This window comes from Rothia sp. HMSC072B03, assembly GCF_001809565.1.
Classification (GTDB): Bacteria; Actinomycetota; Actinomycetes; order Actinomycetales; family Micrococcaceae; genus Rothia; species Rothia mucilaginosa_A.
This window is the reverse complement of the sequence record NZ_KV797970.1, coordinates 183,653-203,051: the sequence shown is the minus strand read 5'-3', so window position 1 is coordinate 203,051 and position 19,399 is coordinate 183,653. Positions and strand designations below refer to the sequence as shown.

Genomic DNA, 19,399 nt, shown 5'->3' with positions numbered 1-19,399 from the left:
AGAAGCCACATGTTTGCCGAGAAGCCACTTCTTTGGTGGCTTTTCGAAACACATGTGGCTTCTCATCTATCGGGGTTCTTCCCTTCGGTTGGTTAGTCTTCCGGTTTCTAACCAGCCCCCCCATCTCTTCACACACCACACCGATATGAGGAATACAATTCCATGACTTCCAACCTTTTTACCCGCCGCGCAATGCTGAGCGGCGGCACCCTTCTGGGTCTTGGTGCCCTGCTTGCGGCATGCGGCCATCAGGCAAATAACGAGGCGGCAGCCACCACCTCCGCAGCGCCGAGCGAAACCGCCTCGGCGTCTGCGGCAGCATCTAACGCTACTTCTGCTTCCGCTACTCCGAGCCCGGTCATTACCCGCGGCTATTCCGGCGGATCAAAGGCACCCGACGGCGAGTACCGCAAAGCTGATGCATATGGTATAGCTCAAAACGTCCCTCTTCCGAAGGCTAAGCCGCAACAGTACCCTGAAACCTTTGCTGGTCTTCGTGAGATGATGACCGATTGGGTCAGAGCCCGTAACTACGGTATTCAGACCGGTGACATGCAGTATGTATGGCCCTATATGCTGGATACCTACGAGAAGGATATTAAGTTCCTCAAGGATATCGAAGGCCTTTATCAGCGCGGAGGCTGAGGTGGCGCGTTCCCCGGGCTGGGTCTGCATTCCTACTTTCTATTTTATTTTTCTAACAAATAAGATTATAATAAGGAGTGTTTATTTTCGGAGGTTTTTATGTCATTTCTATCAAAAAATTGGGCAGGATTGTCAGTCTGTCTGATCATTTCTATCATCTCTTGGGTTTTAGGAGGATTTCTGCCTGTTGTGGGAGCACCTGTTTTCGCCATTTTTATCGGAATGATTCTCCATCCCTTTCTCGCTTCCTATGCACAACTGGATGCCGGTTTGACTTATAGCTCTAAAAAACTGCTTCAGTATGCTGTTATTTTGCTTGGGTTTGGACTCAATATCTCACAAGTTTTCGCAGTTGGAAAATCTTCCCTTCCTGTTATCCTTTCAACTATTTCAATTGCTTTGATTATAGCTTTCTTTTTCCAACGCTTTTTTAAGCTTGATACAAAGCTAGCTACCTTGATTGGAGTTGGATCTTCTATCTGTGGCGGTTCTGCCATTGCAGCGACTGCTCCTGTTATTCGCGCCAAGGAAAAAGAAGTAGCCCAAGCCATTTCTGTTATCTTTTTCTTCAATGTCTTGGCAGCTCTTATCTTTCCAACTCTAGGTTCTTGGCTTCATCTTTCCAACGAAGGTTTTGCTCTCTTTGCGGGTACTGCGGTCAACGATACTTCCTCTGTGACAGCTACTGCTAGTGCTTGGGATAGTCTTTACAATGCAAACACTCTTGAGCCTGCAACTATTGTCAAGCTGACACGTACTCTAGCTATTATCCCTATCGTTCTCTTCCTCTCCTATTATTGGCAAAGCCGTCAACAAGGCAACAACCAAGGAGTGAAGCTTAAAAAAATCTTCCCCGTTTTCATTCTCTACTTTATCCTAGCTTCTCTGATAACTACTCTTCTCACATCTTTCGGTGTCAGCAATAGCTTCTTTTCACCTCTCAAACAACTCTCTATATTCCTCATCATCATGGCTATGAGTGCTATTGGTCTCAAAACCAACCTCATTGCTATGATCAAATCCAGTGGAAAATCCATTCTTCTTGGAGCCCTTTGCTGGATTGCTATCATCCTGACTAGTCTTGGCATGCAATTACTCATCGGTATTTACTAAGAAAAAAGGGAGCCTAAAGGCTACCTCAGAACGTAGACAAATCAGATGGATTTTGGACTGTCGTTGCTTTCTCAAGAGCAGCTGAAGGAAAAAGGGCTACTGAAATAACCCCATAACCATTGAGAAGCCACATGTTTGCCGAGAAGCCACTTCTTTCGTGGCTTTTCGAAACACATGTGGCTTCTCGGCGCGTAACGGCGCATGGTGACTTCCGTAAAATAGGAACTATGGCTAAGAAAAATAAAGGCAAGAAGAGCGGAGCAGCAACGGCCGCCGTTGCCCTCCTCACCGAGACGAACACCCCCTTCCAGATGCGCGAATACGAGCACACCGAGGGCGTAACCTCCTTCGGCGAAGAGGCCGCGAAGAACCTCGGCGCATCCGAGGAACAGGTCTTCAAGACCCTGCTCATCGTGCACGAAAAGGAATTTGCCGTCGCAATCGTCCCCGTCTCCGGCAAGCTCAACGTGAAGGCCGCCGCCGCGGCCCTCGGCTGGAAGAACGCCTCCATGTGCGACCCGAAGGTCGCCGAACGCCGCACCGGCTACGTGGTCGGCGGCATCTCCCCGCTGGGCCAGAAGACCCCCTCCCCCACCCTCCTGGACGAAAGCGCCCAGCTCTTCGACACCATCATGGTGTCCGGAGGCAAGCGCGGCCTGGACGTCGAGCTCGCCCCCGACGACCTGCTGAAGCTCACCAACGGAAAGTACGCAGATATCCGCGCCTAACAGCCTCGTGTTGCCCCGCGACAGAACATATCGGAACAGGCTGCGCACCGCGGCGGTTGAGGAAATATACTCCTCCACCGCCGCGTTATGCATGTGTACAGATCAACGATTTAAAGGAGAATCCCATGGGTAACTCGTTGCCGGGTGTCGGCACCATCGCAAAGAATTGGCGTGAAGTCCTCCGCCCCGAAGAATACGCGGTGCTGCGCGAGGGCGGCACGGAGCGTCCCTTCACGGGCGAGTACTGGAACACGCACACCGAAGGCATCTACTCCTGCCGAGCCTGCGGCACGGAGCTATTCCGCTCGGATCAGAAGTTCGACTCGCACTGCGGCTGGCCGTCGTTCTTCGCGCCCCTGGCCGAGGACCGCGTGCGCTACCTGGAAGACACGACGTTCGGCATGCGCCGCGTCGAGGTTCGATGCGCCGCCTGCGACTCGCACCTGGGCCACGTATTCGAGGGTGAGGGCTACCCCACCCCCACCGACCTGCGCTACTGCATCAACTCGGTGTGCCTGACCCTCACCCCGGTCGAGAACGAAAAGACCGAAGAGGAATAGCGTCCAGAAACGGCCCCGGGGCCACCCCAATTCCCCCTAATTCGAGCCTCTCAGCCGGGGCGGGTAGAATGGCCTAGTGCCTTTGGGGGCCGGTGTGGCGTGCCCGGGGCCGATTTACGTGTACAACACCTGAGCGTCAGAAGAGGATGGTTCCATGAGTAGCGCAGCTAAAGCGAACGGTTCGCTGACCCTTCAGGATATTGAGGTTCCCGAGGTTGTTCCGCTGAACACCCCTTCGACGCCGATTCCCACGCTGATTAACACCGAGAGCGGTTTGCGCCGTGCGGCCGAGTCGCTGGCGGCGGCCTCCGGCCCGGTGGCCGTTGATACCGAGCGTGCGCAGGGTATCCGTTACGGTTCGCGCGCGTTCCTAGTGCAGCTCAAGCGCGAGGACAAGCTGTACCTGATCGATCCGGAAGCCTTCTCTGACCTGCGCATCATTAATGATGCGCTGGCCGACGCCGAATGGGTGATTCACGCGGCGATCCAGGACTTCCCGAGCCTCGACATGCTGGGCATGCGCCCCAAGCGCCTATTTGACACCGAGCTGGGTGCTCGCCTAGCGGGCCTGAAACGCGTGAATCTGGGCGCGACGGTTGAGGAGCTTCTGGGCTACAGGCTGGAGAAGAAGCATTCGAAGGAGGACTGGTCGCACCGTCCCCTGCCGGAGTCGTGGCTGAACTACGCGCTACTGGATGTTGACGTGCTCATCGACCTGCGCGACGCCTTGGAGGAGCTACTCCGCAAGCAGGGCAAGCTGCAGTACGCTCAGGAGGAGTTTGCGTACCTGTGCGCATCACCGGTGAAGGACCCCACGGACCAGCCGGAGCGTTGGCGCAAGACGAAGGGCCGCACTGCCCTGCGGTCGGTCAAACAGCTGACGGCGCTGCGTAACCTGTGGGTTGAACGCGATTCGCTGGCCCGCAAGAAGGACATCGATTCGAAGCGGCTACTACCCGATTCCGCGTTGATTGAGGCGGCCCGCACCATGCCCCGCAACGTGCCGGCCGTGATGGCCATCCCCGGTTTTCAGACGCGCGGCCTGCGCCGTGAGGGTCCCCGCTGGGTGCGCGCAATCGCATCCGCAGCCCGCGGCGAGAACGCGGTGCCGTACACCCTGCCCTCGACCGCCCCTCCCCCGCTGAAGGCGTGGGAGTCGAAGCGCCCCGAGAATCTTGCGCTGTTTACCGAGGTTCGCCAGGTGATTGACGACCTCTCCGAGCGCCTAACGATTCCGGCGCAGAACCTGATTACGACCGATTACGTGCGCCGCCTCTGCTGGGAGCCGCCGGCCCGTCACGACGAGCAGTCCCTGCGGGATGCGCTGGCCGCCTACGGCGCACGCCCCTGGCAGACCGGTCTGGTCGCCCCCGCGATCGCGCCGGTATTCGCGAAGTATTTGGGTTAGCTTTCGCTCAACGAAAGAGGATTTATGTCTACTTCTCAGAATTGTTCCTGCTGTCGGCAGGCGAGCGTTCAGGAGCAGCCCGCTTCGGTGAAGCCCGCGGCGACTGCCGAAACCGACCTTGCGTCGGATGCCGAGAGGGCCTCGTCCCGTCTGTTTTCGCGCCGTGCGACCCTGGTGACCGGGGCCCTGGCCTCCACCGCGGCGCTGGCTTCCTGCGCCGAGGGCGGCGGCACGACGGTGACCGCGCCCGACGGAACCGTGGATATGGCAGCCGCGTCTTCGGTGGGCGTGGGTAAGGCCGCTAAGCTGACCCGCGGCACCACGACCGTGATTGTGGCCCAGCCGTCCGAGGGTCAGTACAAGGCGTACAGCCCCGTGTGCACTCACCAGGGGTGCCAGTTGCAGGTGCAGGATTCGAACCGCATCGTGTGCCCCTGCCATGGTTCGGAGTTCGCGACCGCCGACGGTTCGGTGCTGCACGGCCCGGCGGAGACCCCGCTGAAGACCTACTCGGTGCAGGTGAAAGACGGCCGTATCTTTGTGGGAAACAACAGCTAGGGCCAGCCTCTGCCTCGTTTTAGTTTCGTGTGCCGTTGAAGTGCACTGTTGAATTACGCTCTTGAAGTGCACCGTTGAAAACGCAGAAAACCCAGCTACCCGGTCGGGGTAGCTGGGTTTTTCGCGTATCTAGCTTTTACGCGTTACGGCTACGCGGTGTGGCGGGGCTTCTGGCCCTCCTCACGGGCGAAGGGCACCTTGTCGCCGGCCAGCTGGGCACGCACATCCGCGGCGATTCGCTCGGGGGTCAGTCCGACCTCTTCCAGAATCTGCTCGCGCGATGCGTGCGGGATGAACTCGGCGGGCAGACCCAGCTCGCTCAGGGCCGTATCGACGCCGGCCTCACGCATCTCCTGTCGGATGCGCGCACCCACGCCGCCGGAACGCACGCCGTCCTCGATGGTCACCACGATGCGGTGGTCACGGGCCAGCTCCACGACGGAGGAGGGAACGGGAATGATCCAGCGCGGGTCAATCACGGTGGACTCAATGTCCTCTGAGGCCAGAATCTCGGAAACCTCCAGGGCCACGCGGGCCATGGCGCCCACGGCCACGAAGAGCACGTCGCGCTGGCCGGTCTCGGGATGCGGTTCGCCGGTGCGGGCCAGAACGTCTACGCCGTCGGCGCGGCGCTCAATAGCGGGGATATCCTCGCCCACGGAGCCCTTGGGGTAGCGAATCACGGTGGGTGCGTCGTTGATGGCTACGGCTTCGCGCAGCTCCTCGCGCAGGGTTGCGGCGTCACGCGGGGCGGCCAGGTGCAGCCCGGGGATGAACTGCAGCATCGCCAAGTCCCACATGCCGTGGTGGCTTGCGCCGTCGGGGCCGGTGATGCCGGAGCGGTCCAGGACCACGGTCACGCCGGCCTTGTGCAGTGCCACATCCATGAGCAGCTGGTCGAAACCGCGGTTCAGGAAGGTTGCGTAGAGCGCGACGACCGGATGCATGCCGCCGTAGGCGAGGCCCGCGCTCATGGCGATGGCGTGCTGCTCGGCGATGCCCACGTCAATCACGCGGTCGGGGTGGCGCTTCTGGAATTCACGCAGACCCACGGGGATGAGCATCGCGCCGGTGATGCCGACGACGTTGCTCTGCTCATCGGCGATATCGGCAATCTCGCGGCCGAAGACGCTGGTCCAGGACTCGGCGGTGCTCTTGGAGACGGCACTACCGGTCAGCGGGTCAATCTGGCCCACCGCGTGGAACTGGTCGTCCTCATTCGCGCGGGCGGGCGCGTAGCCGTGGCCCTTCTCGGTAATGGCGTGCACAATCACCGGGCCGGCATAGTTCTTCGCCGCGGTCAGTGCGTTCTCCACAGCCTGCTGGTCGTGGCCGTCAATCGGGCCCACGTACTTCATGCCCAGGTCTTCAAAAATGCCCTTGGGTACGACGACGTCCTTAATGCCCGCCTTCATGCCGTGCAGGCCGCGGTACACCATCTGACCGACGGGGCCGCCACGCTGCAGACCGATGCGCACCGCATCCAGAGCATTGTCGTAGCGGTGATCGAGGCGCACACGATCCACATGCTGCTGCACACCGTGCTTGAGCTCAGAGAGCTGGTTCGCGAAACCGCCAATGGTCGGCGCGTAGGAGCGGCCGTTATCGTTGACCACAATCACGACCTTGCGGGTGCGGTCGGCAGCAATATTGTTCACAGCCTCCCACGCCATGCCGCCGGTCAGCGCGCCGTCACCAATGAGGACCACGGTGTAGCGGTCATCTTCACCGTTGAGCTTGTGCGCGCGAGAAATACCGTCAGCCCACGAAATCGAGCTGGAGGCGTGCGAAGACGCGATAATGTCGTGCTCAGACTCGCCACGATCCGGGTAACCCGACAGGCCACCCTTCTGACGCAGAGTCTTAAACGCGTGACGACCAGTCACCAGCTTATGCACATAGGACTGGTGGCCGGTGTCGAAAAGAATATTGTCCTTGGGAGACTCAAAAACACGGTGAATGCCGAGGGTCAGCTCCACAACACCCAAGTTCGGGCCCAGGTGACCGCCGGTTGCCGACACGTTCGTCACGATGAACTGGCGAATCTCCTTAGAGAGCTCCTCCAGCTGCTCGTAGCTGAGGTTCTGCAGGTCCGCCGGGGACTGAATACCCGGGAGCAACTTGGCAGTGGCACCATCGCCAATGCTGTAGTCGGCGGTGGGTGCGCCACCGGCGGCGCTATTCGGGGTCTCCTCCTGCGGCAATGCGTTTTCAGCGGACATACACCCACACTCCTCAAGGTCGGGGCACGGCTCATTCCGTGCGTTGGTTCTTCAATGATTCTACCGTTTACGATGCCAAAAAGCAGATTTATGCGCCCGCAGAGCAAGACGCACCGGGTTGAGCGAAAACGGCCTGAAATAACCCCTAGTGGGCAGGCTGGTGAACAGCCCAACCCGTCCAACACGGCGATTATTTGCTGCTTTGTTACGGCTACTAGCCTCGCGCTACTCTCCGCACTACTTGGTGCGGCGGCGGCGCGGACGAGGCTTCGCCGGGGCACGCTCAAAAAGCGCAACCGTCTCCACATGATGCGTATTCGGGTACATATCAAACGCCCGAAGCTGCACCATATCCCAACCCAGCTCACGCAAAATACCGGTGTCACGACCCAGGGATGCCGGATCGCACGCCACGTACAGAATACGCTTGGGGTCCAGCGCATCCAGGCGTTCCAGGGTGGTGCGGTTCGCGCCCTCACGGGACGGGTCAAGGACCACCGCATCAATGGCGGGGATTTCGCCAAACTCAAGGGCGGTCTTCAAATCGACCAGGTGGCGTGCCACATCGCCGCGAATCACCTCAATGCGGGTGTCCGCAGAGTTCTCGGTGCGGGAGCAACCATCCGGCGCGAAGTTCGAGCGCGCATCCTTATGGGTCACCGGGGAGCCCTCAATGCTGACCACGGTACCGGTTGCGCCCACGGCGTCCGCGAGCGCGGCGGTGAACAGGCCCGCGCCAGCGTACAGGTCGAGGGTGCATTCGCCTTCCTGCGGGCGGAGCATGGTGAGCATGGTTCCGACCATGGTGGAGGGGGCGGCGCGGTGAATCTGCCAGAAGCCGCCGGCGGATACCTGGTAGCTGAATCGGCGGGAGCCGAAGGTGACTTCTTCGGTGACGGAGCGCAGGCCCGCGCCGAGCAGCTGGTCGCCTTCGGGTACGCGGCGGTAGGGGCTGTGGGCGGAACCGGGGCGGCGGCGCTTGGGCTTGCCGTTGGAGGTGGACTGCGGGGTAAAGAACAGCGAAATCTTGCGCTTGGCGAGCAGACCCCAGGCGTCGGATGCCTGCTGTTCGATGTCCTTAGCGACCTCCTCGACGGAGAAGCGCGGGTCGACGATGAACTGCAGCAGGACCCTACCGCGGGAGGAGACGGTCGCCTCGACTTCGCGTACGCCGCGCAGGTTCAGCTGTTCAAGCTGCAGGTTACGCAACTCGGTGGCGGCGAGGGGAAAGTCGACGACCGGTACGGGCTGGGAGGCGCGGTACGGGTGCATGCCGACGCGCCAGGTGACGGCAGGGCTCTTCTTGCCGCCGTTCTGCTCTTCGCTATTGTGCGCGCGGACCTTGGTCACGTTGTAGCGCACGCGGCTACGCCAGGACAGACCCTCGTTGTTATCGCGCAGGGGCAGCTCTTCAACCATGAGGTTGGTCAGCAACGGCGATTCGAGGGGCAGGCCGCCCAGGCGGTTGATTTGGGTGCGGACGATATCGGTCTTGTAGCGTCGCTGCTCATCCAGGTTGATGTGGCCGTACTCCATGCCGCCGAGTAGTTCGGGTACGCCGGTTGCTGCGGCGCGTTCCTCTTCGGTGGCGAGCGCATCCGCCTGAATCCAGGGGTGGGCACGGCGCGCCAGGGAGGGTACGGGTACGGAAATAACGTCCGCGAAGTAGAAGCGGCGCTTGGGGCCGATTGCGGTGATGCGCACTTCAGCCTGTTCGCCGACGATGCCGTGACGCACAAAGATGACGCCCTGTTCGGTGCGCGCTACGAAGGCGCCGCCGTGTGCGGGTGCCTCACAGGTGACGGTGAGGGTCTGCCCGACGCTGTATCCGTCTACTTTTTTAGAGGCGGCAGGCGTGGTAGCAGTGTGAGTCACAGCATTGTCTCCTAAAGAATCACTTAATGTGAACTATTTTACACCGGTTTGTATCTTTATTCCGATTCCGACGCCCCGCTAGGGGTACCGAATAGGGCGTAAAGGGCAAAGTCCAGGCGCTATTCGAGGGGATGTACGAGGCTACGTACGGGGTGTACGGAGGCTCAGAAATCGGCTTAGCCGATACGGCTAGCGCTTCTTCTCGCGCGCCACAGCGTCCGCCTCGTGCAGGCGGCCGCGGTACACCGCGTGGCGGTTACTCTGAATCAGTTCGCGGCCGCCACCGGCTGAACGAGTAATCTTCGGGGCGACAGCTGCCGTTGGGTCCTCTGCTTCTACCGTTGATTCTTCGCTTTGTAAACGCTGATCAAAAATCTCATCATACACCTCATCCTCGTGCATCGCCCAGGGCACGGTTGCCGTCATAACGCCTGGCTCATGCAGAAGCGCCTGCTTGAGGCGGCGCACCGTGCGGCGGTGCAGAAGACGCTGCCACCAGTGCTCCACCACGAATTCCGGCAGGTAGACCACCAAAATATCGCGCGGTGACTTCTTGCGGCGGCGGCGAATATACGAGACGACAGCATCCACCGTGTCACGGTACGGCGAGTCAATGACCGACAGCGGCACCGGAATACCGAGGGCGTACCAGCGCTTCTTCACGACCTCCAGGGCGGCCCGGTCATTGTTGACCGTCAGCGCCTCAATCGTGGAGGGGCGGCCGGCACGCGCATACGAGAGGGCACGAACCGCCGGGCGGCGCACACGCTCCACGTATACGATGGCGTGCACACGCGAAGGCAGGGCCGCCACATCCGCAACGGATTCGGCGTTCAGGGGGATGTCCAGGGCGGCATCCACCGCATCGTAGTGGCGGCGAGTCACAACCATACCTCCAACCATCAGGGCAATCATTCCAAGGGAGAGCCACGCACCGGCGGCGAACTTCGTCACCACGACGATGACCAGCACCGCGGCGGTTACGACCACACCCACCACAGAGACAGCGATATCACGAATCAGGGCGCGGCGCGGCATCTGTGCCAGGGTGATGCGCAGCAGACGCATGCGGTAGCGCACCACCGCCAGCTGAACCAGCACCATCGACAGGCACATGCCCACGATGTACAGCTGAATCAGCGAGTACACGTCCGAGCCGAAAACGGTGGTGAGGAAAATTGAGAATGCCGACAGCGCCAGCACACCGTTCGCATACAGGCCGCGTGATTCCATGCTGCGGAAGAACACCGGCAGGTACTGGTAATCAGCCAGCGACGAGGCAATCACCGGGAAGCCGGTAAACGCAGTCAGCGAGGCAATAATCAGCGCGCCCACCGTGGCAAACACCAGCAGCTGCGCGAAGAACGGAACACCCTGATAAATCGCCAAAGCCACCTGGTACAGCGCCGGCTTCTGGTGGAAGTACTCCCCCGGCGCGTGCCCGTCAATGAACAAGAAACGGGTCGTATCGTGCACCATGTGCACGCGGGTTGCCGCCGCAAAACCGAGCAGGCTCACCAGCAGGACCGAGGTAATCAGGCCCATCATCATCATGGTGACCGCCGCGTTATATTTCTTCGGACGGCGGAAATACTTCACCGAATTAGAGATCGTAGAAACACCCGAGAACGCCACCACACCGGCGGAGAACGAACGCGCCAGAAGCAGCACCAGCGCCAAGCCTTCCAGGGCATGATCGTGGTATTCGGGGGCAATCACGTAGGTCGCCGACTCAGCCAGCGGCAGGGTACCCGTCGCGGCACGAATCCAACCCACAATGAGGGTCGCTCCTAACAGCGCCAAGAAAACGTACAGCGGCCAGTACGCAATCTTGCCCAGCAGCTGCACGCCACGCAGCGCAAACAGCGTCAGCGCGACAATGAGTAGCACAGCAATGTGCGTGCGCCAATCCTGAATCTGCGGATACAACGCCACCAAAAACGAGGACGCCGAAGACATCGACACCGCCACTGTGAGCATATAGTCCATCAGCGACGAAGCGCCCATCACAATCGACGGCAGCGCACCCAGTTTGCGGTGCACCAGCTGAATATCGCCCTCAGAAGCAATCTGATTAATGTTGTACCGGTACGTGCCAATCACCAGCAGACCCACCATCGCCACCCCCAAACCAATCCAGGGCGAAAAAGCGAGCGCAGACGCACCCGCGGCGGCAAGGGTCAAAATCATCTGGTCGGCGGCGTAGGCGACCGAAGAGATGCCGTCGGCACCGAAAAGAGGCAGGGCGTAGCGCTTCGGCAGATTGACAGCCGAAAGATTTCGCGTGCTGACCGGCCTGCCGGTCAGGGCGATGCGCATCTTATCCCAACGATTCCTCACGCTGTTAAGGCTATAGGTCGCGGCTTCAAAGCTCAATTTTATTCAGCCGAATAGTGGGCATGGCGAGCGGAATATCACGGAGCATCGGCGCGGAGGCTCACCCGCCCATTACACTGGTAGGGGTAGGCGGTAACGCCTTATCGACACAAAACATCAACACATTCGGAGGGTTGTATGCCTCACTTCGTCATTATGGGTGCCGGGCGCGTGGGCGTCATGTTGGCGCGCACTCTGGAAGCTTCGGGGCATACGGTCGCCGTCATTGACCAGGACGAACGTGCTTTCCAGCCGCTGCGTAAGGGCTTTGAGGGCCGTCTGGTGACCGGTGTTGGCTTCGATGAGGACACTCTCAAGCGTGCCGGTATTACCGAGGCGTATGCTTTTGCCGCCGTCTCTTCGGGCGATAACTCGAATATTATTGCCGCCCGTGTGGCACGCGAAATGTTCAAGGTGAAGAACGTTGTGGCGCGTGTGTACGACCCGAACCGCGCCGAATTCTTCCAGCGCATGGGTATTCCCACGGTCGCTTCGGTGCGTTGGTCCACCGACCAGGTGCTGCGCCGTCTGCTGCCCGAGCAGGCGCTCAAGGGCGACTTCCGCGAGCCCTCGGGCCGCCTCATGCTCACCGAAATTCCGCTCGACGACGGCTGGGCGGGTCACGCCCTGACCAGTATCGAACGTGCCGCCGGGGTGCGCATCGCCTACATCACCCGCTTTGGTGAGGGCATGCTCCCCCGCCCCGATTCCGCCTACCAGCAGGGCGATAGTGTGCACGTCATGATGCGCACCGACGACGTTGCGGACGTAACCCGTATTCTCTCCCGCCCGCCGCGCGTTGAAGACGAAGAAGTGGAGGCGAACTACGCCCCCGCCTCGGGCCACCGCAAGCACCCCCACGCCCCGAAGAAACCCGCCGAGCAGAAGCACAACGACGGCCCCGTTATCGAGCATGAATTCCACCTCGGTGACACTCCCCCGGAGCTGCCCGACCCCCTCGAACTCATCGGCCGCCATCGTGATTCCTCGAAAGGTGAGAAGTAAGTGAAGGTCCTCATTGTTGGTGCTGGCTCCGTGGGTGCCTCCATCGCTAAAGAGCTCATGATGAACGGCCACGACGTGGCCATCATCGATTCCAAACCGGAAGTTAAGAAGCGCGCCGATCTGCCCGGTGTGCGCTGGCATATTGGTGATGCCTGCGAACTGTCCGTACTGCGCCAGGTGCACCCGAACAAGGCGGATGTGGTCGTTGCCGCAACCGGTGACGATAAGGCAAACCTGATGGTCTCCCTGCTGGTTCGCAGTGAGTTTGGTGTGCCGCGTACCGTGGCGCGTGTGAACAACCCGCGTAATGAGTGGCTCTTTGACGATTCCTGGGGTGTGGATGTTGCGGTGTCTACCCCGCGTCTGATGACCGCCCTCGTCGAGGAAGCCGTGGAAGTCGGCGACGTGGTGCGCCTGCTGACCCTGCAGGCTGGCGGCGCGACCCTCGCCGAGTACACCGTGCCGGATGACCACCCCGTCATTGGTTACCGCGTGGACCACGTGCAGTGGCCCGTCGATACGGTGCTCACCGCAATCCTGCGTGACGGCGCGCCAATCCCGCCCAGCGCGGATGTGGCGATTGAGAGCGGCGACGAGCTGTTCTTCATCACGACCATTGCCGGTGAGGACCAGATCCGCGCGCTGTTCGCCTAAGCGTTTATGCGCAAGCTTTTGCATAGCGTTTATACGTAAGTTTTTGAGGAGGCGAATGCCCCGGTTACCCTTACGGGTACCGGGGCTTTCGCGTACTTCTATGAAGTTCTTCTACATATGAAGTTGTGGGTTAGCGGCTTTCTGAACCGTCAGCTTCGGTAGCGGCAGATGCTTCAGCTTCAGTAGCCTCGGATTCCTCGCCCGTCAGCGCCTCCTCGGGAGCCGACACACGCCACGCCAGCCACACACCCAAAGCGTACAGCGGCAGACCCATAATCAGGCGGGTCGCCCCCAGCGCCTCCACATTATTCGCAAAATACAGGGGCACCTGCACGGCAAGGCGCAGCATCATCAGCACGGTAATAATCCAGGTCGCCAGCATGTACTGGCGCAGGCGCACCGGGTTCTGGCGCCAGCTCAGCGCCTCACCGCGAATGACCGCAAAAATCAGGCCCGTAATCGGCCAACGCACCAGCATCGACAGCAGGTACGCCAGGATGTACACGCCGTTCGTCCAGAAGCCCACCACAAAGTAGTCGCTCGCATTACCGGTACGGTACGCCGCAAACGCACAAATTGCCACGCCCACCAGACCGGTCAGCGCGCTCACCAGCTTAGAGCCCTGCACCAGGCGAATCAGCGTGAACACGCCCGCCGCAGCCAGCGCCGCAATCAGGGACAGGTTCAGTTCCTTCGTCACGGTGAACAACACCAGGAACGCCACAGCGGGCAGGGAGGATTCCACCAGGCCGCGCCAGCCGCCGATAGCGTGCAGAATATCCACATCGCCGTTGGCGGTGCGGCGCATATTCGCACCCATGGAGGCGCTCAGGCTCTGCGCCAGCTGATTTTCCTCCCGCGCCGGGTCATCAGCCGGGCTAGTTGCGGGGTTAGCGTTCGGATCGGGCTGGGTCGAAGACTGCTCAGCGCTCATGTTTTCCCTTCTCAGCAAAGAATTGCGGCACGATCTCATAGCGCGGGTTATAAATCACCGGCTGATGAGCCCTCACCGACACCACACCGGAACAGCGCAGCAAGGCACCGGCAAGCACGCCGGGCACCATCCGCTGCCCCTGCCACTTCAGCAGCACCCTATCGCCCGGGTTGAACGGCGCATACGGTGGGAAAGACACCTCGTGAGGCTCCTGCACCGCCACAGTCGCCAAAGATGCCGTGTTCAAATGGTGCTGCTTCTCGAGGTCCTCGGACTCCTCCTCGAAATCCTCACCGGGCGGCTCCACAATCGGCATACCAATCAGCGCCAGCGGGCTCGACCACTGCAGGGGCTTCGACTTAGCCACCACCAGCTCGGCACGGTACATCGGCTTATCCTGCAGCGCAGGCAGCCATACCTGCTCCACGCGTCCGGCAAGGCGTACGCGAAAGCGCTCGGGGTACCCGGGAGCAAGAATCTGCTTCTCAGGAACCGCGAGCGCACTCGAGTAGTTCGAGAACTCAGGCATTAGCCAATCTCGGTAATCTCAGGGCCGCGGCGAGGCATCGGGCGCAGCTTGCTGTGCTCGTTCTCGGTTTCTTCCTCCACGGCGGGCTCTTCCTCAGCCGCAACGACCAGGTCGGCGGGCAGAGTCATGGGCAGCAGCTCGCGCGGCGGGCGCGGCTCGTCGCCACGGTCCACCACGACAGTGCGGAAGACTTCCTCCACGGAGGCGGCAGCCTTATCGTCACCGAGCACAGCCGCGCCAGAGATGACGCCGCGCAGGAACCAGCGGGGGCCGTCCACACCCACGAAACGGGCGATGCGCTCACCGGGCTGACCGTCCGGGGTGACGGCGGGCAGGCGGGTCAGCATCTCGGCGCCGAATACGCCGGCGTAGATTTCGACGATGCCGCCCTGCGATGCGACGGACTCGGTCAGATCGTGACGGATATCGTCCCAGATGCCGGTGGTGCGCGGTGCGGCGAATGCCTGCACCTGCAGGGTTGCGCCGTCGCGGGTGATGGTTGCGGCGATCACCGCGCCGGTTGCGTCGTCAGTTTCGAGGCGCAGGTTCATGCCGTCGAGCAACTTGATGCGCAGCGCACCCAGGTCGACGTAGTCTTCGAGGTCTTCGGCGGTGACTTCTTCAATGTCGTGCGGGCCGTTGACGCGGTCGTACTTGATGACCTCGGGAGAGTTCTCCTCTTCCTTCAGCTCCTCAACCTCGACGTTGGTCTCCTCAATCTCTTCGGCGACAGCCTTGTCGATGGCGGCCTTTTCAGCCTCCTCGGCGTGCTTCTTTTTACCAAATCCGAACATGGTATTCCTACTTTCACCGCACGCAGGGTGCGGGGGTTTCTTCTCTTCTCTCGTGCGGTTTTCGCGGTGAGAGCAGACTAGTGGATTCCGCTGGAACCGAAGCCGCTGGAGCCGCGTTCGGTCTGATCCAGTTCGTCCACCACGGTAAAGGTTGCGTGCTCGTACTTCTGAATGATCAGCTGGGCGATACGGTCGCCGCGCTGCACGTGGAAGGACTTGGTCTTGTCAGTGTTGAGCAGGGTGACCATCAGCTCGCCGCGGTAGCCGGAATCAACGGTGCCGGGTGCGTTCACAATGGTGATACCGTTCTTGGTTGCCAGGCCGGAGCGCGGGTGCACCAGGCCAACGTAACCTTCGGGCAGGGCGATTGCCACGCCGGTGGGTACGAGGGCGCGTTCGCCCGGTTCCAGTTCGAAGTCGATACGGGAGCGCAGGTCAGCGCCGGCGTCGCCGGGCTTTGCGTAGGCGGGTGCGGGCAGCTCGGGGTCGAGCAGCTTAATGTGGACGTTTACGGGGGTCATCATGGTCAATACTCTAACCTTTCGCGGGTGTCTGTGCCATCACCTCGCGCTGTGTTGAGGCTCTACTGCGGGGTGTTTTCGTTGCGTGTTCGCGTTCAGCGCGTGCCGCGGCGTGCCGTGTTGGGTGCGACGCGGCGCTGTTCTTGCGTGCGCGGCTTTCACATACTCAACGGGGCGGGTGCACTCGGCACTCGCCCCGTCATGAGGTGTATGTCGGGTGGGTGTTAGCCCTTCCCTAAAGTTTTAGCCCTCGCACTCGATGCAGTAGGACAGGCCGCCCTCTTCGCGTGCAATCTGCGAGCGGTGGCGCACCAGGAAGCAGGATGCGCAGGTGAACTCGTCGTCCTGAGCGGGCAGAACAACAACGTTCAGCTCCTCGTTGGAGAGGTCAGCACCGGGCAGCTCGAAGCTTTCTGCTGCGCTGTTTTCGTCTTCGTCCACCGCACCGGACTGCATCTCGGAACGGCGGGCGTTCAGCTCCTCGTAGGACTCTTCGTTCTGCTCTTCGTCCTGCTTGCGAGGTGCATCGTAATCAGTTGCCAAACTTTCACGCTCCGTTGGTTCTGTGGCTGTGTGTTGAACTAGGCCACGCTGGTTTAATGAGTGCTCTAGGTGCCGCTGGTGAGGATTTAACCCCGACGGCATGCCAGGTATTGTTCACCATTGGCACCCTATTTGTCTAATCCTGGGTAGGCTTTGGACGGTTTAGGCGTCACATTCTAGCTTTTTCGGTCCGAAAAGTACATCTTTTTTTGGGGAAAATCCCGCCTCCGCTACTGATTTACCGCGCTTTCACGGTACCCTGGAAGGTAGTTTGCGTTCCGTGCAACACATTCACGAACGCGTCCGGTTCACCTATGGAGGTTCTCATGCTTGAACTGCGTCTGATTGGCGTTCACGATGACGGCGAAAATCTGGTGCTTGAGTCTGCTGACGGCACCCGCTTCTTGCTGCCGATTGACGCGAACCTGCGCACGAGCATCACCAAGGCTCGCCGTATTCAGCCCGCCCGCGGTCTGGGCGCTAAGGGCACCTACGGTCCGCGCGATATTCAGACCCGTTTCCGTCAGGGTGCCTCCGTTGAGGAAATCGCTGAAGAGTCCGGTTGGGAGCCGGAGCGCGTGCGCCGCTACGAGTGGCCGATCGTTGCTGAGCGTGCCCACATTATTCGTGCCGCTCAGAGCGTGAAGATTGGTCGCCGCAGCTCCGCTTCGGGTACCGCACAGATTCCCGTGACCCTGAGCGCCCGCATTGAGGAAGTCTCCGAGCGTTACGGTTTTGAGGACGCAACCCAGGACTGGACCACCCGCCAGCAGGAGAACGGCCAGTGGCGCGTTGAGGTTGATATTGCGCTGAAGGATTCGGTGCGTCAGAACCTGCCCGCGCAGGTCGTCTTCCCCGCACGTTGGGTGTACAACCCGGCAAACCAGGGCCTGTACGCTTCGAATGAGGCGGCGTACTTCCTGATGGGCAATAGTGAGGACGCTGTTGCCGCCGCCGCGAAGAAGGCTCCCGTGGAGGTTCCTCCCGCCCGCCTGCCGAAGGCACCCGAGCCCGCACCGGCACCCCTTACTTCCTCTGAGAGCGCTGATGAGCGTAAGCTCAAGGAGCTTTTGGAGCGCGCCCGCTCGGTGCGCCCGGCGCAGGTTGAGGAGCCCGAGGTGTTCGTGCACCGCGAGTCCGCTCAGCCCGCTGAGGCACCCGAAGCTGCTGCACCGGCAGAAGCTCCGAAGGCTGAAGAACCCGCACCGGTTGCAGAGCCTGCGGCACCCGCAGCACCCGCTACTGAAGCGCCCGCCGAGGCTGCATCTGCCCGCGGCCCGCTGACCGGTGCACCCGCCGCACACACCCCCGCGGCGCATCCGGCACCGGAAGATTACAGCGAGCACGCACCCGCCGAAGAGCCTGCTGAAGCACCGGCTGAATCCGCACCCGCAGAAGCTGCTGAAGCTCCCGCATCGGAGAAGCCCAAGTCTTCCTCGAAGAAGCAGCGCGTGAGCGTTCCCGCTTGGGACGACATCATCTTCGGCGGCCGCAAGTAAGCGACCGCCCTCGCGCCGCCCGATAGAGGCATCAAGACGAGAGCATCTAGACATACGAAAGCCGCCGGTTATTCGCGTGAATAACCGGCGGCTTTTCTATCTTCTCAGCCTGTATCCGCTGAGCGGGGCTCTTCCGAATCTTAGAAGGTCTTGAGCATGCGCAACGGCACCAGACGCTCAGCGTCCGTGAGCGAACCGTGCTGACCAACCATGTGCAGGGCACGCTCCTGGTAGTGGCGCATATCGTACAGCGCCCAGTCATCGCGAGCGCACACCATCAGGTCGCCAATACGGCCGCGCGCCGCATCCGTGATGACCGGGCCGAAGTAGCCGGCACGCATCAGCTCGCGAGAGTCAATCACCCAGGCGCGCTCGCCCCAGTACTGCGCCCAACGCTGAGCGGTGGCGGTGCGTGCCGCCTCCGAGGTGTCTTCGAGGTACAGGTGCACGGCGCGCGGTTCACCGGCGGTCATGGCGATATTGCGGGTCAGCTCCTCCACGCCAGAGTAGTCGATGCGATGGTGTGCGGGCACGTTCACCATGCCGTGATCGGCGGTGACGAAGAGTGCCGCCCACGCTGGGGCGCGCTCCGCCAGACGCTTCAGCGCCGAGTTCAGTTCCTCCAGCTGCTGCAGCCATTTGTCGCTGCCCACACCGTAGCGGTGGCCCGCCGCGTCAATCTCGCCCCAGTACAGGTACACGGTGGTCGGGGTGCGGCTGGAGAGCGCCTCCAGGGCGTAAGTGACGCGGGCGTTATAGCCGACAGCATCCACGAAGTCGCCGCCGCGCAGCGCCGCCTCCGTCAGGCCGGTACCGCGGTACTTACCCAGCGAAATGGTGAGCACGCGGCGGTTCGTATGGTGGCGTTCCAGCACGGTCGGCAGCGGCTGCCAGGCGTGCGGGTCCACCGTCTGATCCCAGCCGGACAGGTGGTTCATGACCGAGCCCGCTCCCCCATTACCTGCCGGGTTGCGCACCTCGTAGCCGGCAATGCCGTGCGCGCCGGGTGCCGTGCCGGTGCCCAACGAGGTCAGGGAGGCGGCGGTCGTGGTGGGGAACGCGGCGTCCAGCGGGCCCAGGTTCAGGGTCTTACGCAGGGCGGGCGCGTAGCCGCCGTAGCTGTTGAGCAGCTGCTCGCCCAGGCCGTCCACCATGATCACGCAGGCGTGGCGGAACGACGCCGGATCAACGTCCTGCTCCGCGAGGCGGCCGGCAAGGTTCAGCGGGTCGGCAACAGCGTGGAACGCCGGGTCAGAATCCAGGGCGTGCGCGGGGCGCGCCAAGCTTCGCTGAGCCACCAGAGAGGAGGCGGACTCCAGCACATCGGCGATGCTATTGCTGCCGTAGGCGGGCGCGGGAGGCAACGGCGCGCCCAGAACATCGTGCAGGGTGGTCTGTACCGTCATAAGGTCCTCTCAGGGGTGTGGCGGGTGTG

Annotated in this window: 18 protein-coding genes; 9 read left to right on the top strand and 9 right to left on the bottom strand. The window is 61.3% G+C overall.

The annotated features are described in order from the left end of the window. The first annotated feature begins 162 nt into the window (after positions 1 to 162). The 6 genes from HMPREF2630_RS07490 (at position 163) to HMPREF2630_RS07465 (ending at position 5,012) form a co-directional block, all read left to right on the top strand. Entirely contained in the window at positions 163 to 645 is a 483-nt protein-coding gene (locus HMPREF2630_RS07490) for a DUF6318 family protein (RefSeq protein WP_049343096.1), read from the top strand. A gap of 99 nt (positions 646 to 744) precedes the next feature. Next, a complete protein-coding gene (locus HMPREF2630_RS07485) occupies positions 745 to 1,758 on the top strand; it encodes a YeiH family protein (RefSeq protein WP_049343097.1) in 1,014 nt (337 codons plus the stop codon). A gap of 227 nt (positions 1,759 to 1,985) precedes the next feature. Next, positions 1,986 to 2,486 (top strand): Cys-tRNA(Pro) deacylase, encoded by a 501-nt coding sequence (gene ybaK, locus HMPREF2630_RS07480; RefSeq protein ID WP_049343098.1) that lies wholly within the window; start codon positions 1,986 to 1,988, stop codon positions 2,484 to 2,486. Between the two features lie 125 nt (positions 2,487 to 2,611). Further along, complete coding sequence (gene msrB, locus HMPREF2630_RS07475) at positions 2,612 to 3,046, top strand: peptide-methionine (R)-S-oxide reductase MsrB (protein WP_049343099.1); 435 nt, start codon at positions 2,612 to 2,614, stop codon at positions 3,044 to 3,046. Between the two features lie 154 nt (positions 3,047 to 3,200). Next, positions 3,201 to 4,454, top strand: a complete 1,254-nt coding sequence (locus tag HMPREF2630_RS07470; RefSeq protein ID WP_049333575.1) for an HRDC domain-containing protein — start codon at positions 3,201 to 3,203, stop codon at positions 4,452 to 4,454. A gap of 24 nt (positions 4,455 to 4,478) precedes the next feature. Then, positions 4,479 to 5,012 (top strand): Rieske (2Fe-2S) protein, encoded by a 534-nt coding sequence (locus HMPREF2630_RS07465; protein ID WP_049343100.1) that lies wholly within the window; start codon positions 4,479 to 4,481, stop codon positions 5,010 to 5,012. A 149-nt stretch (positions 5,013 to 5,161) separates the two neighbouring features. Here the strand turns inward: HMPREF2630_RS07465 and dxs are convergent, their stop codons facing one another. The 3 genes from dxs to HMPREF2630_RS07450 all read right to left on the bottom strand — a co-directional run bounded on the left by dxs (position 5,162) and on the right by HMPREF2630_RS07450 (position 11,428). After that, positions 5,162 to 7,234, bottom strand: a complete 2,073-nt coding sequence (dxs, locus tag HMPREF2630_RS07460) for a 1-deoxy-D-xylulose-5-phosphate synthase (protein WP_083298911.1) — start codon at positions 7,232 to 7,234, stop codon at positions 5,162 to 5,164. A 237-nt stretch (positions 7,235 to 7,471) separates the two neighbouring features. Next, positions 7,472 to 9,109 (bottom strand): class I SAM-dependent RNA methyltransferase, encoded by a 1,638-nt coding sequence (locus HMPREF2630_RS07455; RefSeq protein ID WP_012903711.1) that lies wholly within the window; start codon positions 9,107 to 9,109, stop codon positions 7,472 to 7,474. A gap of 189 nt (positions 9,110 to 9,298) precedes the next feature. Further along, positions 9,299 to 11,428 carry an APC family permease gene (locus tag HMPREF2630_RS07450; protein ID WP_070484241.1) on the bottom strand — a complete coding sequence of 710 codons (2,130 nt, stop codon included), beginning with the start codon at positions 11,426 to 11,428 and terminating at the stop codon, positions 9,299 to 9,301. Positions 11,429 to 11,623: 195 nt separating this feature from the next. On the opposite strand from HMPREF2630_RS07450, the gene HMPREF2630_RS07445 reads away from it, so the two are divergent. After that, complete coding sequence (locus HMPREF2630_RS07445; protein ID WP_070484239.1) at positions 11,624 to 12,490, top strand: potassium channel family protein; 867 nt, start codon at positions 11,624 to 11,626, stop codon at positions 12,488 to 12,490. Continuing rightward, on the top strand, positions 12,491 to 13,144 hold the full coding sequence (locus tag HMPREF2630_RS07440) for a potassium channel family protein (protein ID WP_070484235.1): 654 nt from the start codon (positions 12,491 to 12,493) through the stop codon (positions 13,142 to 13,144). 130 nt (positions 13,145 to 13,274) lie between these two features. Here the strand turns inward: HMPREF2630_RS07440 and HMPREF2630_RS07435 are convergent, their stop codons facing one another. The 5 genes from HMPREF2630_RS07435 to HMPREF2630_RS07415 all read right to left on the bottom strand — a co-directional run bounded on the left by HMPREF2630_RS07435 (position 13,275) and on the right by HMPREF2630_RS07415 (position 16,465). Then, positions 13,275 to 14,078, bottom strand: coding sequence for a DUF3159 domain-containing protein (locus tag HMPREF2630_RS07435; protein WP_070484232.1), 804 nt, complete (start codon positions 14,076 to 14,078; stop codon positions 13,275 to 13,277). After that, the gene (locus HMPREF2630_RS07430; RefSeq protein ID WP_070484229.1) at positions 14,068 to 14,607 is read right to left on the bottom strand and encodes an asparaginase; all 540 of its coding nucleotides are present in this window, start codon (positions 14,605 to 14,607) and stop codon (positions 14,068 to 14,070) included. Before HMPREF2630_RS07430 ends, HMPREF2630_RS07435 begins: the two co-directional genes overlap by 11 nt. After that, positions 14,607 to 15,401 (bottom strand): DUF3710 domain-containing protein, encoded by a 795-nt coding sequence (locus HMPREF2630_RS07425; RefSeq protein WP_070484226.1) that lies wholly within the window; start codon positions 15,399 to 15,401, stop codon positions 14,607 to 14,609. Before HMPREF2630_RS07425 ends, HMPREF2630_RS07430 begins: the two co-directional genes overlap by 1 nt. Before the next feature lie 77 nt (positions 15,402 to 15,478). Then, complete coding sequence (gene dut, locus HMPREF2630_RS07420) at positions 15,479 to 15,925, bottom strand: dUTP diphosphatase (RefSeq protein WP_049354821.1); 447 nt, start codon at positions 15,923 to 15,925, stop codon at positions 15,479 to 15,481. Positions 15,926 to 16,165: 240 nt separating this feature from the next. Further along, entirely contained in the window at positions 16,166 to 16,465 is a 300-nt protein-coding gene (locus tag HMPREF2630_RS07415) for a DUF4193 domain-containing protein (protein ID WP_005506382.1), read from the bottom strand. 326 nt (positions 16,466 to 16,791) lie between these two features. Here HMPREF2630_RS07415 and sepH point away from each other — a divergent pair, with 326 nt between their 5' ends. Then, positions 16,792 to 17,964, top strand: a complete 1,173-nt coding sequence (gene sepH, locus HMPREF2630_RS07410; protein WP_210389025.1) for a septation protein SepH — start codon at positions 16,792 to 16,794, stop codon at positions 17,962 to 17,964. Positions 17,965 to 18,104: 140 nt separating this feature from the next. Here sepH and HMPREF2630_RS07405 read toward each other — a convergent pair whose 3' ends face one another. After that, positions 18,105 to 19,370, bottom strand: a complete 1,266-nt coding sequence (locus HMPREF2630_RS07405) for an alkaline phosphatase family protein (RefSeq protein WP_070484219.1) — start codon at positions 19,368 to 19,370, stop codon at positions 18,105 to 18,107. Positions 19,371 to 19,399: the final 29 nt, after the last annotated feature.